Raw genomic sequence first — 16,139 nt, forward strand, 5'->3', positions numbered from 1 at the left:
GATCTTTAATTAACAATCCAAAATCTGAAATCTAAAATCTAAAATTGTGTCAACCATGTCAACGAAGAAACCTCGTGATGTTCAAGTTTATCCAATAGCTACAGATACAAGAGTACTGCGATCGCGCAGTTGGTCTAGGCTCAGGTTTGAAATTGAATATGCTCTTGCTAAGGGTACAACTGCTAATTCTTATTTAATCGAAAGCAAGAAAACTGCCATCATTGACCCTCCAGGGGAAACGTTTACAGAAATTTATTTAAAAGCGTTGCAGCAGCGTTTCCATCTCGAAGACTTAGATTATGTAATTTTGGGACACGTCAATCCCAACCGCGCTGCAACTTTGAAAGCTTTGTTAAAAATTGCCCCGCAAATCACTTTTGTTTGTTCTAATCCAGGGGCGATAAATTTACGTGGGGCGCTGGAAAATCCAGATTTACAAATTCTTGTGATGCGGGGCGAAGAAACCTTAGATTTAGGCAATGGGCATAATTTAGAATTTATTCCCACCCCCAATCCCCGCTATGCAGATCAACTTTGCACTTACGATCCGCAAACGGAAATTCTCTATACAGATAAATTATTTGGGGCGCATGTTTGCGGAGATCAGGTATTTGATGAAGGCTGGGAAATATATAACGAAGATCGGCGCTATTATTTTGATTGCCTCATGGCTCCCCACGCTCGTCAAGTTGAAACAGCGCTGGAGAAACTAGCGGATTTTCCCGTGAGAATGTATGCCACTGGACACGGGCCTTTGGTACGCTATGGCTTAATCGAACTGACCAAAGCTTATCGAGAATGGAGTCAACAGCAAACATCTGCTGACTTGACAGTAGCGTTAATTTATGCATCAGCTTATGGAAATACGGCAACATTAGCCCAAGCGATCGCTCGTGGGATTACAAAAGCTGGCGTTGCCGTAGAATCGATTAACTGCGAATTTACTGAACCAGAAGATATCCGTGCTGCTGTGGAAAAAGCTGGTGGTTTCATCATCGGTTCTCCAACTCTTGGCGGTCATGCACCGACACCTGTGCAAACAGCTTTAGGAATTGTACTATCCACTGCTACTAACAATAAACTCGCTGGTGCTTTTGGTTCCTTTGGCTGGAGCGGGGAAGCAGTTGATTTAATTGAGGGTAAATTAAAAGATGCTGGCTATCGATTTGGTTTTGACACCATCCGCGTAAAATTCAAACCCGACGATGCCACCTTACAATTGTGTGAAGAAGCTGGAACCGACTTTGCCCAAGCCCTCAAAAAAGCGAGAAAAGTGCGATCGCCACGTCAACCTGCAACAACTGTAGAACAAGCAGTTGGTCGGATTGTCGGTTCTCTTTGTGTTCTCACAGCAAAAGAAGGCGATCGCTCTAGTGCCATGTTAGCCTCTTGGGTATCTCAGGCTAGCTTTAGTCCCCCTGGTTTAACCATTGCTGTTGCCAAAGAGCGTGCTGTAGAAACACTGACGCATACAGGAAATAAATTTGTCCTCAATATTCTTAAAGAAGGCAATCATTTGGGATTAATGAAGCACTTCCTCAAACCCTTCGGCCCAGGACAAGACCGATTTGCTGATGTCGCCGCCGAAGAAGCTGAAAATGGTTCTCCCATACTTACAAATGCCTTAGCATATCTCGAATGTTCTGTACAAAACCGAATGGAATCTGGCGACCATTGGCTGGTTTATGCAACTGTCGAGAATGGCAAATTGTTAGATAATGATGGCGTCACAGCTGTGCATCATCGTAAGTCGGCAACTCATTATTAATAAGGAATGGGCCAAACAAGGCACTTGTACTCAACGACTTGCCCTGAGCCTGTCCTGAGCTTGTCCTGAGTTAAGCCCGAGCTTGTCCTGAGCTTGTCCTGAGCGTAGTCGTAAAGCCTACGGCATAGCTACGCTTAGGGCGCAGCCTAAGAAGAGAAGGGCGCAGTCGAAGGTAGCCGAAGTATTGGGCATTGTGCATAGAGGTAGAGGGGCACAGGTGTTGTAGGGGCAATTATTAATGATTAAAGTAAAGGAGTCAGCAATCGAGAGACTCTCACAGCTAATTTGAACCAAAAAGGTTTTTTATCGTACTCATCAAGATCAACAGCAACACAGACAGCTAAATCATCCTCTAACATCTTTTTCACACTTTGGACAAACCGAGGCTCAGTAACAAAACCCATAACTTCAAAATTTAGGGAAAAAGAGCGACTATCTAAGTTAACAGTTCCTACTCCTGCTAGGTTCTCATCAATGACTATAATTTTCTGATGCATAAACCCATTTTTGTAACGATACAACTTAATACCGATTCTTTCCATTTCGGTGTAGTAAGAGAAGGAACATAAATAAACAAATAAGTGATCGGGTCGATTTGGTAATAGAATTCGCACATCTACACCTCGCATTGCTGCCAGTTTTAAGGCTGACAATGTTGCCTCATCTGGTACAAAGTATGGACTAGCAATCCAGAGATGAGTTTGAGCTTGATTAATTAGTTCGACGAAAAAAAGCTTACAAGCTGGTAGCGAATCTGCGGGGCCTGTAGGAAGTATGAATGCAGTTTGATTAGTTTCCCGATTAATTTTTACCTGCCAGTTAACTTCGATAAGTTTTCGAGTCGCCCAATACCAATCTCGCACAAAGGAGTTTTGTAGGCTTTGTACAGTTGGGCCTTCGAGTATCATGTGGGTGTCACGCCAGGGACTCAAGCGAGGATTTTTTCCTAAATATTCGTCACCAATATTCAGTCCACCAACAAATGCTATTTCTCCATCTACCACCAGAATTTTTCGATGATTGCGAAAATTATATTGAAGCCGATTCCCTTGACCTTGGGTGGTGTTAAATGCACTTACTGCAATTCCATGCTGTTGTAGAGACTGGATATAAGGGCGAGATAGTTTCTTGGAACCGATTTCATCGTAGAGAAAGTAGATGCTTATTCCTTGCTTGGCTTTAGCAATCAACGCTTCTTTAAACTCATTACCTGCTTGGTCATCGTTCACAGTATAGAATTGGAACAAAATATAATTTGTCGCCGATGCAATCTTTTTCAACATCGCTTCAAAAGTTTGCTGACCATCAATAATTAATTCAGCAGCATTACCTGATGTGAAAGGAATTTCTGTAAAAGCCTCTGCTAATGGTTGCAATTTAGCTAAATTATCTGGTGGCGCAACCTGAAATTTAATAAGTTCACTATAAATCGGATGAATAAGCTGGTAGTGTTGTGCATAGACTGAGCGCAGTGTTTCAGCATATCCATGAAATTTAGTTCTTCCTAAAATCCAATACAACGGAATAGCTAGCCAAGGAAAAGTAATTAAAGAAATGCTCCAGGCAATAGCCCCTTGGGAAGAACGCACATTCATCACTGCATGGGCTGCATGTATAACTCCCACGACATGAACAACAACTGTAGCTGTGCTAAAAACAGCTAGAACACCACCATCTACAAGCATCTTAGTTTTTTTGAGTATTGATATAACTAAATTCTGCCAGCAATGGCTTGTGATCGGATGAACAAATTTTGTCTAGTACCTTAGCACTAGCTTTTTTGACACTGATATCTCGATAAAAGATATGATCTAAAGGGGGTGATAACAGGAAGCGTTTAATTTTCTCTTTTTCATCAGGTCCAAAAATTACAGGCGTTAATCCCAATTGTGTTGTTACTTGATTGAGGATAACTGCTCTTTTTCGATTCCAAGTATTGAAATCTCCTGAAAAAATTAGTGGCCCACGATGTGTAGATAACGCTAGCTCTAATTCCTTTAGTTGTAATTTAAATTTATTTAAATCTACAAAATTGATCAGATGACTATTGATTGTCAGGAGAGTTGTACTTTGTTCAGATAGCAGATACTCAGTAATTAAAGAAATTTTAGGAGTTTTAACAATCGGTTCATAATCTTTAGTAGTTATAACTTTTTTGCTAAGTGGACTGATTGTAGCTGCTGTAAAAATCCCCGAATAGGTTTGATGATGAATATCTACAAAATTAGGAGCAAAATTCCAATTCATTTTTAGCCACTTTTGCCATTCATCTGCTTCTAATCTGAGAGAAAATTCTTGTAGAAATATGAGGTTTGGTTGATAAGTTTCAATAATTTTTGAAAAATCTTTTATCCAAGTTTTATTATAGTTTTGTTTAGCAATATTCCAACTGAGAACTTTAATTGATTTACTATTAATTTCTGTTTGGAGTGAATTATTTTTATCAATTGTGAGTTCTTGTAAACGAAGAAATCTATAACCCGGAACAAATTTTGTAACGAGAGTGTTTACGTGTTCTTGAATATTAGACATCACTAATATTAAAATAGATTTATTCTAGCTTAACGTTATTGAACAGTCGTTACAGAGTTATGTTGCAAAAACTTGGAAAGCTTGGATAAATAGATATATAACCTGTACCCAATAACTGTGCGAAATTATTCATCTGTGCAACTTTTGCATAGAAAAGGCTCAAGCATTGCTGCATGAGCCTTGTGTGAATTCAATTAAGCTACTTTTGTCTATTTAGCTTAGTAGCGGTTGTTACGGTTGTAGCTGCCGCCGCCACCACCACCACGGTTACCACCAAAAGAACCTCTGTCTTCTCTCGGCTTGGCCTTATTCACTTTAAGGTCACGACCCAGCCATTCAGCACCATCAAGGGCTTCAATGGCTTTGGTTTCTTCATCTTCTGAACTCATTTCCACGAAAGCAAAGCCGCGTAAACGACCTGTTTCACGGTCAGTAGGTAGCTGAACACGCTTTACAGCACCATATTCTGCAAATACAGCACTCAGCGCATCTTGTGTAACTTCATAGGAGAGGTTACCAACGTAAATTGACATTAAATGTCTCCAAAATCATAAGTTTGTAGAGATTTAGATTTCGGAGAGAAGTCTGTAATACCAAAAGGGAAAAGCCTGTCAATACTAAAAACAAACACTGTCGCCGAATTAATTCTCATTTCACTTCCCATGATGACATAGCAACTAACTTTATGGGGAAAATTTTCAAAACTGTTATAAAAAGTTATATAGCAGTTTTGATTTTTGAAATTATTTGCCTAGACAGGGAGTAGGGAGTGGGGAGTGGGGAAGATACTAATCTATTCTGTTTTCTAAATATTGCCCAATCATCAACTGCTCACCAGCACGAGAGATGATCGTCTGTCTGGTGCGGTATTTGCTGCCAATTAGCTTTAACTCTTCCTCAAATACTGAACCGTTGTATTCAGTTCGCAAACACAGTGTTTTTGGGTTGGAGAAATAATACTGGGCGGTGACTGGTTTGGATATGGCAAAACCGCGATCGCGATACAAAATGTTTCCCATCACCCCAAATATTGTTGAACCTTGCGATTCTTTCTTTGTTTTCAGGACATCTGTACTTTCCCATACAATTGCTGCACCACAAATTAAACTACTTGTATCAGGCAACTCGTGCATCTGAGCTAGCTTTTGCAATTCATCACAGCCCTGCCCTAAAAAATTGATCGTAATTATACTCTCAATCTCCTTAGTTTCTCCCTGCGGTAGGGTGTAGTAGCGTCGTTGCGATCGCCATTTACCCTCTGATTCCTGGAAAAATTCCGAAATCAGGGATTCATCAGTGGTTTGTACAATTCTGAGCAATGATGTCACGCCTTAGCTTCCTCACCTAATGCAAATATATTTCTGGCAAAAAACTTCATTCTTGCTGTTGTTGTTATGGTACTTATCGCCCTGTTCTTGCCATATTACGCAAGGGGTAAGAGAAAATAGTCTTTTCCACTACATTATAGACTTAAAAAAGCAATACATGTTTAATATTCTTAATAAATAAAACAAAATACTATATACAAGTATTTATACAAGAATAAAAAGATATACATGACTTACGCAAAATAATGGAAAAACGAACCGCAAAGGTAAGGCAGTGCGCCCTTGCGGTTAAGAGACTTGTTCGCTCTTAGCTTTAAGGCAGGATAGCAACTGCCGCGCAAAGGACACAAAGGAATGAGAGTTTCAGGAGTTATTGCGTAAGTCCTAATTTAAAAACAAGGGTAATTATTGTCAGGACTTACGCAAAATCATGATAAAACGAACCGCAAAGGACGCAAAGAACACAAAGGGATAAGAGTTTCAGAGAGTTATTGCGTAAGTCCTGATTGTAATACCGCCTATATTAGTATATCGGGCAAAAAGTTCCATGTCTTTAGAAAAACCCTGGTTTCTCCTATAGGTAGATTTCAGAAAACTAACAAATATTTATACTCGGTTTATAATTTATTTATTATCTGCAAGAAAATTTTCTACCTCTGCGTAAGAAGTAGAGCGGTGAGAAGTTTTGGATTTTTATGGGAAAACAGTAATTTCTGATACAGAAACTTACTGATAGACAGCCTACGAATTCTTGCCGTTTTTTGTTAATGAAATCTCTCAAAATTACTTGGTCAAACAGGGCTGTTTAACCCAAAAGCTCCCCAATAAGAGAAAAATAAATGATTTTGGATATGAATAAGCCGCACAAACAGGTGAAAATGACACATCCGGTAGCCGCCAACCAGCTCATTAATATCCAGTTAAATTCAGTTGTGAAGACTGAGGTAGTGATGCTTGGGGTGGTCACTGAGCGCAGCCGAAGGGTGGGCTGCGCCTACGCAGATTTAAAGAGTAGACTTCTTGCAAACAGCATTAGTGCAACACGTAAAAAAGCTAAAGGGAAAAATTATTTACTTTCCTTCCCCTCAGTAAGAAGTTTATTAATTTCTTGTTTGCTAGGTATAGGATTACTGACGGCAAGTTGTGGCTCGTCGCCCAAAGAATCAGCAGATGCAGAATCTCAGAGTCCTGGTAGTAAAGAACGCACTAGTACAACACCTGTAGATGTGGCGATCGCTCGGACTGACTTACTCGAAAAACAACTAGAATATACAGGTAATACAACACCCTTTCGGATTGTATCAGTGCGATCGCAAGTAGAAGCCCGGTTATTGGCTTTGAACTTAGATGTGGGTGATCCGGTAAAACTTGGGCAAAATGTCGGGCAGTTAGATGATGCCATACTTTCGACCGAATTAAAGCAAGCAGAAGCAGAATTAGCAGCCCTCAAATCAGAAGTAGCTAGGGCAAGCAATCAAGTAAGCAATGCCCGTGCAGACGTTGAACGGGCACGGCTAGAAGTGGTACAAGCTCAGGCAGACTCTCAACGGCAACAGAGGTTATTTAAAGCTGGAGCGATCGCAGAACAAACTGCCCAGCAAGCACGTACCCAAGCACAAACAGCCGCCCAGGCACTGCGGGCAGCCCAAGAACAAGTCCGTACAGAACGGCAAGCCGTCGCTGCCGCCCAAGGTAGAGTATTAGCCCAACAGGCATTGGTTGCCCAAACCAAAGAGCGCAGTTCTTACGCTCAATTGACATCCCCCATCACTGGCATAGTCACAGAAAAAGTGACAGAACCTGGCAACCTTCTGCAAGCAGGTAGCGAAGTTTTAAAAATTGGCGACTTTAACCGTGTCAAAGTTATTGTGCAAGTTTCCGAGTTAGAACTGGCACAAATTCAGGTTGGACAGTCTGTACAAGTCCGCTTAGATGCCTTCCCCAACGAAAGATTAATTGGCACAGTTACGCGCATTTCTCCAGCTGCGGATGCCAGCGCTCGTTTGATACCTGTAGAGGTAGTGATTCCCAACACTCAAGGCAAGATTGGTAGTGGATTGCTGGCACGAGTCAACTTTGAAAACCAGACGCAACAGCGTGTAGTCGTGCCGCAAACAGCTATTCAAAAACAAGCAGGCATTAATAACTCCAAGGGTACAGGGGAGACGCAAACAAATGTACCGCAGGACTCTTCCTCACGTAACACATCTGGTATACCAGAAGCAAAGTCACAAGATCCAAGTGGGACAATATTTGTCGTCAAAGACACAGAAGGCAAAACCAAGGCAACAAGACGAGCCGTAATGTTGGGAAAAAGGGCTGATGGGAGAGTGGAAATTTTATCCGGTTTGCAAGCGGGAGAGCGCTATGTTGTTCGTAGTGGTAAGCCGTTAAAAGAAGGTGACACTGTAAGTCTTTCAATTCTTTCAGAAAAGCAATAGTAGGGTGGGTAATAACCACCATACCAATGAAAAAAGTACTTAGTAGTCAGCACTTAGCACTTATCACTTAATATCATGCAACAGGCGAACAATAATAATGGCAATGGCGGATTTAGTCTTAGTGCGATCGCTATTCGCCAACATATTGGCACACTCATGCTCACTGTGGCAGTAATTGTCATTGGGGTATTTTTTCTCACCACGATCCAAGTCGATCTTCTACCATCAATTACCTATCCACGAATTGGCGTTCGGCTAGAAGCCCCTGGTATTTCCCCAGAAGTGGCAGTGGATGAAATCACCAGACCCTTAGAAGAAGCTTTATCAGCAACCGAGAATGTAGTACAAGTTTTTTCCCGCACCCGTGAGGGACAGGTTAGCCTCGATTTATACTTCCAACCAGGGGGCGATATTGACCAAGCCCTAAACGATGCTACTGCTGCTTTTAACCGAAATCGAGGACAACTACCAGATACGATAGAGGAGCCGCGCTTATTTAAAGTCGATCCTTCCCAATTGCCGGTTTATGAATTGGCATTGACATCTGCTTCTTTACCTGGGAAAGATTTACGTGTATTTGCTGACGAAGACTTAACCCGTGAACTCAGTGTTGTACCAGGAGTCGCTTCAGTTGATGTATCTGGTGGTGCTGAGGAAGAAGTACGGGTGCTTGTTGACTTAAACCGATTGCAAGCTTTGGGTGTCGGGTTAAATGATGTCTTAGATGAATTAACAGCCCGTAACCAAGATACTTCTGGTGGTCGGATTCTAGGGCAAAATTCCGAACCATTGACTCGGACTGTAGGACGTTTCCAAAATGCCAGGGAAATTGAAAACCTCTCTGTAGAAGTTTCCTCCCCTGCTTCCTCTGCCTCCTCTACCTCGCCTGCACCTTCCCGCCGCGTCTACTTGCGAGACTTTGCAAAGGTAATTGACGATACAGAAGAACAGCGAGTATTTGTTTATTTAAATCGTCAGCCTGCGGTGAAATTTTCAGTCCAAAAGCAGCCTGAAGCCAACACAATCACAGTTGTAGATGCTGTTAAGCGCCGAATTGAACAATTACGACAATCGGGTTTAATTCCAGCAGATATGACTTTGAGTCCCACTACAGATGAATCTGTCTTCATCCGTAATTCTTTAAATGATGTTATCTTTTCGGGGATTTCTGGAGCATTGTTAGCAGCAGCAGCAGTGTTGTTATTTTTAGGATCATTCAGGCAAACATTGATTATCAGTTTGACGATTCCGTTGTGTACTCTAGCAGCGATCGCTCTAATGAAAATCTTTGGCTTGACTTTGAATGTATTCAGTCTAGCTGGTCTAACATTAGGAGTCGGTCAAGCAATTGACACATCCGTTGTGATCCTAGAAAACATTTCCGAAAAAGCGGGGATGACTCCTAATCAGAGAGAAATGGAGGCAGGGGAGCATACTTCGACTCCTTTCGACTTCGCTACCTCGACTTCGCTCGGCACAAGTCAAGGCAAGTCGCTCAGTAACCAGAAAAGCAGACGAGCAGAGGAGAAGGGAAGAAATTCAAAATTCTTTATTAACACTGCCATTAATGCTTCCCAAGAAGTAGAATCTGCTTTAGTTGCTGCTACAGGTGCTAACTTAGTTTCTGTAGTACCATTCCTGTTAATTGGCGGCTTTATTGCACTGCTATTTAATGAACTGATTCTGACAATTAGCTTCGCAGTCGCAGCATCCCTTGTCGTCGCCATCACAGTTGTGCCGATGCTGTCTTCTCGACTTTTAGGAATTCGTTGGTCTAGTCGGATCAGTGAATTTTGGCTGCTTAGACAATTTAATCACCGATTTGAAGATGCTACGCGGGGATACGGTAACTTCTTAACCAAGGTTATACGCTATCGGCTTTTTGTAGTAACTGCTGCTTTGGTAATTTTAGGCGGCAGTAGCTTCTTTATGTTTGGTCAAATTCCCCAAGAAATTTTACCCCGCATCAGTACTGGTCAAGCTAACTTGAGAGCGCAGTTTCCTCCCGGTACACCTCTAGCAACTTCCCAAAAAGTTATGCAAATTGTCGATGACATTTTGCTCAAACAACCAGAAACCGAGTCTGCTTTCACAACTGTGGGTGGTTCTTTGTTTGGTAGCAATACTACAGAAAATCCTTTACGTGCCAATAGCACCATCAATCTAAAACCAGGGACAGATATTGAAGCTTTCGTCAAAAAAGTAACTCAGGAATTTAACAAACTCAACTTAGCAGGAATTCTACTGCGCCTTAATCCTGGTCAGGTGCGGGGTTTAATTTTGAGTAATTCTCCAGTGCAAGGATCAGACGTTGACGTGGTTCTGCAAGGTGAGAATGAAGAAAACTTAACGCAAGCAGGCGCACAAGTATTGCAAGCATTGCAAGAAAGGGCAAAATTAGCGACATTCCGACCAGATGCCGACCCCCGACAACCGGAAATCCAAATTCGCCCTGACTGGGAAAGGGTTTCGGCTTTAGGGTTGAGCGCAGGGCAAATTGGTGCAACAGTTCAAACAGCAATTGAAGGTTCAGTTCCTACGCAAATTCAACGCGGTAATCGTTTAGTTGATGTGCGGGTGCAGCTAAATAAAGAAGCTATTGCACGTCCTTCCCAACTAGAGCAATTACCGCTATTTACAGAAAACAATCAACTAATCCGCCTTTTTGATGTTGCAAAGATTCAAGAAGGTCAAGCGCCTGGTGAGGTGCAACGGATTAATCAGCGCCAAGCTTTTATTGTGACAGGTAATCTCACCGAGGGAGCTAGTCTTGGTGAAGCGATCGCAGAAGTCAACGAAGTACTCCAAGATGTAGACTTACCTAATGGGGTTTCAATTGTACCTAGTTCTGCCGAAGAAACTAATCAGCAACTTCAGGATGCTTTGAAAACTTTGGGAGCATTGGCGGTGTTCTTAATCTTTGTAGTTATGGCGGTACAATACAATTCGCTGATTGACCCGTTGGTAATTATGTTCACCGTACCACTGGCGTTAGCTGGGGGAATTTTTGGACTTTACATTACCCAAACTGCAATTGGCGCAACTGTAATTGTTGGTGTCGTGCTGCTGGTGGGAATTGTCGTGAACGCAGGGATTTTAATGGTAGAACTGGCAAACCAAATTCGGCAAGAAGAAGATTGTACTCGCCAAATTGCGATCGTGAAAGCTGCTCCTCAACGTTTGCGCCCAATTATCATGACCACAGTCACCACTATCTTGGGACTGTTTCCTTTAGCATTAGGCATTGGCGAAGGTTCTGAGTTTTTGCAGCCTTTAGGGATTGTAGTTTTCTTTGGGATGGCGATCGCAACAATGCTGACATTGTTTATCATCCCCTGTTTTTATATTCTGCTGCACGATTTGCTAGGTGGCAATTGGGCAAAGCCAGTGTTCATCAGGTTACGTGGATTTACAAAAAAACTTATTTCCATCACTAATAGGGATTAAGGCAAAACTACTCCGTTGCATAAGGATTTTGTTGAAATGAGCGTCTAACGCACCACTAGATAGTACGATGCGTTAGGTTAAAGCCCAATACACGTAGGTTTTGGCTAAAAAATAAAAATGTGTAGGTTGGGTTGAGGAACGTAGCAAGATCCCGCAGGATGAGAAGGAGTCAGAAGTAAGAATTCAGAATAACCCCATGAATGAATTCAGGGGTTTCGGTAAAGTTGCTTCGCTTTTCTTTTTCTCCACGAATAAATTTGGGGGCTTTAGACCATTATTCATCCACCAGTCGCACGATTGTGTTCATTGTGACTCCTGGCTCCTGACGACTGAATTCTTATGAAGGTAACCCAACATTTTGAGGGGTTTGTTGGGTAACGCTAAAGCTCAACCCAACTTACGAATATTCAAAACCTACGCAGTATTGGGTTAAAGCTGTAATGCATTCTATTTATCTGTGAAAATTTAAACGTTTGCAACAAATACTCTTCCATGTATAAGAAACACTTAAGTTTTTCTTACAAATGTATAATCCGTTGCAGCAAATGCTTAATACTTTGCAACAAATACTCTTCCATGTATAAGAAACGCTTAAGTTTTTCTTGCAAATATATAATCCGTTGCAGCAAATGCTTAATACTTTGCAACAAATACTCTTCCATATATAAGAAAGGCTTAAATCATTGCAACAATTGTTGTAATGAACTTATGAATTGATTTGCTATTGGAAATCTCAAAATAATCTAAACCTCATCTAAGTTGAGAACCGTAGTTTTTGCCCTCACCCTAAATCCCTCTCCCATCTCTGGGAGAGGGACTTTGAAATTCTGGCTCCCCGAATCCCAGATTTGGGGGATAGGTTGGGGGATGAGGGCAAATCCTTTTGATCACCGAAAAACTACAGGTTTCAAGACAGACGCGGTTTAAGTCCCGTTAACTAAACTTTTGTGAATGCGATGTCTACGATGGTCACTGATACCAATTCACAAAGGGCAGGGGGAAAGAAAGTCGTTTTGATGGGCGTGAAATAGGATAATTTATTTTCTGGAAGTCCCTTATTAAAGTGAAATGGTATGACTTGTACTGAGCTTGTCCTGAACGTCTTGCCTTGAGCGTTCGCGTAGCGTCTCGTAGAGAAGTTGAAAGGAGCCGAAGGGCGTAGTCGAAGTAAGCCGAAACATGTAGTATCAGTTTCAGTCAGGGTTTAAATCTCCGTCTGAAATGTCTTTAATGCAAGAATTTTTAATTTTGAATTTTGAATTGTTAACGTATCCCTGGCAGCTTATCTTTAACCTATCAATTTTGTACCCTTTGCCCATAAAGGAACATTATCACCTCTATAAATTACCAAGTTTCCATCATTTTGAACTGCGAGACGACAACTAGAACCAAACGTAGTATAACTTGCCCAGATCGGGAGTGAATTATATCCATAAATGACTAAATTGCAGTCGGATTGCATGACGATGTAGCTAGCTGCTGTATTAGCAGTGTTTGATGCCCATAGAGCAGTGCCGGATGAATTATAAAGAACAAAGTTTCCATCATATTGCAGTTGAACTCTAAATTGTGCATCAGGTGAAATCAAGTATTGACCAGGGTATAAGTATTCGCCTGTATTTAGGGTAGATGTACCTGAACCCGCTAGAACCTTATTTTGTTGAATAAGCAAAGTAGCTTGTGATGAAATTGCAAATGCTGTTGTTAAACCTAGAATTTTTGAGAGTTTGAATAATTTCATAAATCTGCCTCCAATAAAGTTTTGTTGCCTGTAAACAGTGCTGAAATGCGATAGTAGTAAAGTCGCGCAATTAAGTAGTCCTTACAAAACAGTGCAGGAACCAAATGTTCCGATTGAACTTTATATCGTCTTTTAACATCAATAACTTCAAAAACTTTTCGTAAGTTATAGATGTAACCCTTTGTGCTTATTTTGTATTACAAAATCTAGATGAGCTTCCTAGTATACTATTAGTTGCTATTTAATAAATTAACTTTTAGAAAACTTACACTTTGAAAGCAGGGCAAACGCATCTCAAGTAGAATAATCCTTTAATAGCAAGGGTTTCAGCGTTTTTTAATTTAGCCGATTTTTTCGTCAAGATCCTTATCCAGCACGGGTTTGAGAAATGCCGTGCGTTTGCCCTGGTCGAATTGGTGAGACGCTTGATTTTTCCGTAATTTGAATACTACCAATTAGACAATCTCCTAATTAAAATTGTTTAATTTAGAATTTATTTCATTCCTATAATCTGTGATTTACTCTATTAATTCAAGAACTTTTGCTAGATTAAGGTGACATATATACTACACTTATGGCACTATTCTCAGCTTGACAACCTAGATTAATCACCTAACCTCCCCCCAGGACGTTCTATTATCAGACAACCAGAGAGCATAGTGTCCGAAACTTCCAGGTGTCTCTGTAGCTGTTCTAAGTTTTGATGCCCTGAGATTTCCTGAATAACTCTCAGTGGGATGCCAGCGTTACTCATCTGAGTTAAAGCAGTCCTTCTAAAGCTATGGCTACTCACTCCAAAAATATCTACTTGCTGACAAGCTTCTCTCAAAATCTTAGCGGCTGAGTCTTCGCTGATGTGCCCATCACTGCGACCCGGAAACAGATAATCATCCCCTGCTAATGAGTAGTATTCAACCAATAACCGCCGCAGGTCTTCAATCACTGGGATTGACCTAGTAGCCAGCTTCCCCTTCGTGTTTGACTTTCTAATAATCAGCCTGGGTCTAACGTTACCCTTGGGCGTGTAAATGTCTGTGGTCAACAGGGTACAGCAGTCGCGGATTCTACAGGCACTAAAAAGACAGACACCGAATAAGGTGCGATGCCTGACACCAGCGAGAGCCTTCATCTTGGTAGAACCCATCGTGACAACTCAAAATGAAGACATACTTGAAACGAAAAAGCCAAGAACCCTTGGGCCAGAATATCAGCCAGGGCAAGTAATAGAATATAATGTCTCAGATGTAGCTAATAACTTTTTAAATAACACTGGGTACGATATAGAAAGCTTGGTCTTTGATTTAAAAACGCTTTCGTATAGTAATCCAGATTCTACTCCCGTATTTGAGAATGAGCTGGTGCAGTGGGGAGATGTTAATGGAGATGGCAAGATTGGTTACTCTAATAACCCCGATCTAAAGGATATTTTTACAGACGTTAGCATAAAAGATAACATCATCACTTTTAGTGGTGGCATAATCCCAAACGAAACCCTGTTTTACAATCCATTCGCTACAACCCCAATGTATCGCCAGGTGCTGGAATCATTCCACCAGTGCCAGCAGAGCAAGAGGATAAAGATGGGCCGATCAGAGTGGCTAGTTATTACACTGCTGTTCCTGAATCAACTAATGTTTTGAGTGTACTAGCCTTTGGCGCTTTAGGCATAGCTTTAAAATTAAAGCGATCGCTACACTGTTAACGCTCTCACTCTGTAATTAATTCACGATATACTACCAGTGTTTCGTGATGAACGCGGGCAACACTTAGCCACTCTAAGTTGTGATTTGCCCGTTGTCTCCACTCATGCAGCATATCGGCATTACTTAGTAATTGTCCTAAAACCCCAGCCAAAGCCTTACTATCTTTTGCTGGCACTAAAAGTCCTGCTTGCCCATTGTCCAAAGCTTCAGGAATCCCGTCTACTTGAGTGCCAACGATCGCAGTTCCAGCTTCCCTAGCTTCCGAAAGAACCAAGGGGCAAGGATCGCGGTGGGAAGCCAACACAAATATGTCACAAGAGATGAGATAGCGTTGAGGTTCTGCCTGGAAGCCTTCAAAATGAATGCGTTCTTTTACACAAGTTGCTTGTGCCTGTGCCTCAAATAGCTGTTTATCAGGGCCATTTCCGACCAAATAAAGATGCGCTTCGGGAAAATCTGAGGCAATTTGTTCAAAGGCAGCGATTAACTCAGCGATTCCCTTGCGTTGATACATCCCGGCTACAGTTGCGATCGCTGGGCGTTGTAATGGTAAAGGTTGATAATTTTGTATTTGTCGGGTGCGGGGGCTGCCCAAAGTTCCGTTACATACTACCCGCAATTTGTTTTCGGAAATACCACGCCGTGCCATAGAATCTCGCACAGCTTTGCTAACAGCAATTACCCTGTCAGCTAAACCCATCAGCAGACTGGAACGCTGAAATTCATTATGGACTGTAGAAACTAAAGCATATTTATGCCCTTTAAAAATGCGTGCTAAGATAACTCCAGTCATCATGTGGGCGTGAACAATATCCGGCTGAAATTCTGCTGCGATCGCCAAGTAACGCATAGATGCTTTAATAATACTTATCGGTTTCCTGGTTTGATCTAGTTGGTAATGTTTAACACCAGATATATTTAGTAATTTCTCATATTCACCACCAGCCGAAATAACCGCTACCTCATGACCAGATTTAGCCTGTAAGCAAGCCAGATCCACAGCCACATTCACAATACCGTTACCTATCTCTTGAACGTGGTTCAAAATATGGATGATTCGCATAATCTTTGAGAGATGTATAAAAAATAAAAATAACTAGCTAAGTGTAAATCAACATCATTCTTGAGGTGTTCAATGACAACTCAAAAGTAGTCAGTAGTGCGTAAAATTGACACTTG

11 protein-coding genes are annotated in these 16,139 nt (G+C 41.5%); 4 read left to right on the plus strand and 7 right to left on the minus strand.

All coding sequences use genetic code 11. The annotated features are described in order from the left end of the window. Window positions 1-55 precede the first annotated feature (55 nt). A complete protein-coding gene (locus V7L20_RS25990; protein WP_334746844.1) occupies window positions 56-1,768 on the plus strand; it encodes a diflavin flavoprotein in 1,713 nt (570 codons plus the stop codon). A 242-nt stretch (window positions 1,769-2,010) separates the two neighbouring features. Here the strand turns inward: V7L20_RS25990 and cls are convergent, their stop codons facing one another. From cls to V7L20_RS26010, 4 genes are all read right to left on the minus strand, one after another. After that, complete coding sequence (cls, locus tag V7L20_RS25995; protein ID WP_334746845.1) at window positions 2,011-3,453, minus strand: cardiolipin synthase; 1,443 nt, start codon at window positions 3,451-3,453, stop codon at window positions 2,011-2,013. A gap of 1 nt (window position 3,454) precedes the next feature. Beyond that, window positions 3,455-4,300, minus strand: coding sequence for an endonuclease/exonuclease/phosphatase family protein (locus tag V7L20_RS26000; protein WP_334746846.1), 846 nt, complete (start codon window positions 4,298-4,300; stop codon window positions 3,455-3,457). A gap of 218 nt (window positions 4,301-4,518) precedes the next feature. Then, entirely contained in the window at window positions 4,519-4,833 is a 315-nt protein-coding gene (locus V7L20_RS26005; RefSeq protein ID WP_334746847.1) for an RNA recognition motif domain-containing protein, read from the minus strand. Between the two features lie 255 nt (window positions 4,834-5,088). Beyond that, the gene (locus tag V7L20_RS26010) at window positions 5,089-5,628 is read right to left on the minus strand and encodes a phycobiliprotein lyase (RefSeq protein ID WP_334746848.1); all 540 of its coding nucleotides are present in this window, start codon (window positions 5,626-5,628) and stop codon (window positions 5,089-5,091) included. A gap of 839 nt (window positions 5,629-6,467) precedes the next feature. Here V7L20_RS26010 and V7L20_RS26015 point away from each other — a divergent pair. Together V7L20_RS26015 and V7L20_RS26020 are read left to right on the plus strand one after the other, a co-directional pair. Further along, window positions 6,468-8,069, plus strand: a complete 1,602-nt coding sequence (locus tag V7L20_RS26015) for an efflux RND transporter periplasmic adaptor subunit (protein WP_442943637.1) — start codon at window positions 6,468-6,470, stop codon at window positions 8,067-8,069. Window positions 8,070-8,144: 75 nt separating this feature from the next. Next, window positions 8,145-11,516 carry an efflux RND transporter permease subunit gene (locus tag V7L20_RS26020; RefSeq protein WP_334746850.1) on the plus strand — a complete coding sequence of 1,124 codons (3,372 nt, stop codon included), beginning with the start codon at window positions 8,145-8,147 and terminating at the stop codon, window positions 11,514-11,516. A 1,288-nt stretch (window positions 11,517-12,804) separates the two neighbouring features. On the opposite strand, the gene V7L20_RS26025 is transcribed toward V7L20_RS26020, so the two are convergent. Together V7L20_RS26025 and V7L20_RS26030 are read right to left on the minus strand one after the other, a co-directional pair. Beyond that, window positions 12,805-13,257, minus strand: coding sequence for a hypothetical protein (locus V7L20_RS26025; protein ID WP_334746851.1), 453 nt, complete (start codon window positions 13,255-13,257; stop codon window positions 12,805-12,807). Window positions 13,258-13,861: 604 nt separating this feature from the next. Beyond that, window positions 13,862-14,401 carry a tyrosine-type recombinase/integrase gene (locus tag V7L20_RS26030; protein ID WP_334746852.1) on the minus strand — a complete coding sequence of 180 codons (540 nt, stop codon included), beginning with the start codon at window positions 14,399-14,401 and terminating at the stop codon, window positions 13,862-13,864. A gap of 1 nt (window position 14,402) precedes the next feature. Here V7L20_RS26030 and V7L20_RS26035 point away from each other — a divergent pair, with 1 nt between their 5' ends. After that, window positions 14,403-14,897: a hypothetical protein gene (locus tag V7L20_RS26035; protein WP_334746853.1), complete on the plus strand. Its 495-nt coding sequence runs from the start codon at window positions 14,403-14,405 to the stop codon at window positions 14,895-14,897. Window positions 14,898-14,964: 67 nt separating this feature from the next. On the opposite strand, the gene V7L20_RS26040 is transcribed toward V7L20_RS26035, so the two are convergent. Further along, window positions 14,965-16,023, minus strand: a complete 1,059-nt coding sequence (locus tag V7L20_RS26040) for a glycosyltransferase family 4 protein (RefSeq protein WP_334746854.1) — start codon at window positions 16,021-16,023, stop codon at window positions 14,965-14,967. Window positions 16,024-16,139: the final 116 nt, after the last annotated feature.

It is taken from the genome of Nostoc sp., from assembly GCF_036916735.1.
Classification (GTDB): Bacteria; Cyanobacteriota; Cyanobacteriia; order Cyanobacteriales; family Nostocaceae; genus Nostoc.

Excerpts from the sequence above, each read along its gene's own strand:
- V7L20_RS26030 (WP_334746852.1), bottom strand. The coding sequence starts at position 14,401 with ATGGGTTCTACCAAGATGAAGGCTCTCGCTGGTGTCAGGCATCGCACC.
- V7L20_RS25990 (WP_334746844.1), top strand. The coding sequence starts at position 56 with ATGTCAACGAAGAAACCTCGTGATGTTCAAGTTTATCCAATAGCTACA.
- cls (WP_334746845.1), bottom strand. The coding sequence starts at position 3,453 with ATGCTTGTAGATGGTGGTGTTCTAGCTGTTTTTAGCACAGCTACAGTT.
- V7L20_RS26000 (WP_334746846.1), bottom strand. The coding sequence starts at position 4,300 with ATGTCTAATATTCAAGAACACGTAAACACTCTCGTTACAAAATTTGTT.
- V7L20_RS26005 (WP_334746847.1), bottom strand. The coding sequence starts at position 4,833 with ATGTCAATTTACGTTGGTAACCTCTCCTATGAAGTTACACAAGATGCG.
- V7L20_RS26025 (WP_334746851.1), bottom strand. The coding sequence starts at position 13,257 with ATGAAATTATTCAAACTCTCAAAAATTCTAGGTTTAACAACAGCATTT.
- V7L20_RS26020 (WP_334746850.1), top strand. The coding sequence starts at position 8,145 with ATGCAACAGGCGAACAATAATAATGGCAATGGCGGATTTAGTCTTAGT.
- V7L20_RS26015 (WP_442943637.1), top strand. The coding sequence starts at position 6,468 with ATGATTTTGGATATGAATAAGCCGCACAAACAGGTGAAAATGACACAT.
- V7L20_RS26040 (WP_334746854.1), bottom strand. The coding sequence starts at position 16,023 with ATGCGAATCATCCATATTTTGAACCACGTTCAAGAGATAGGTAACGGT.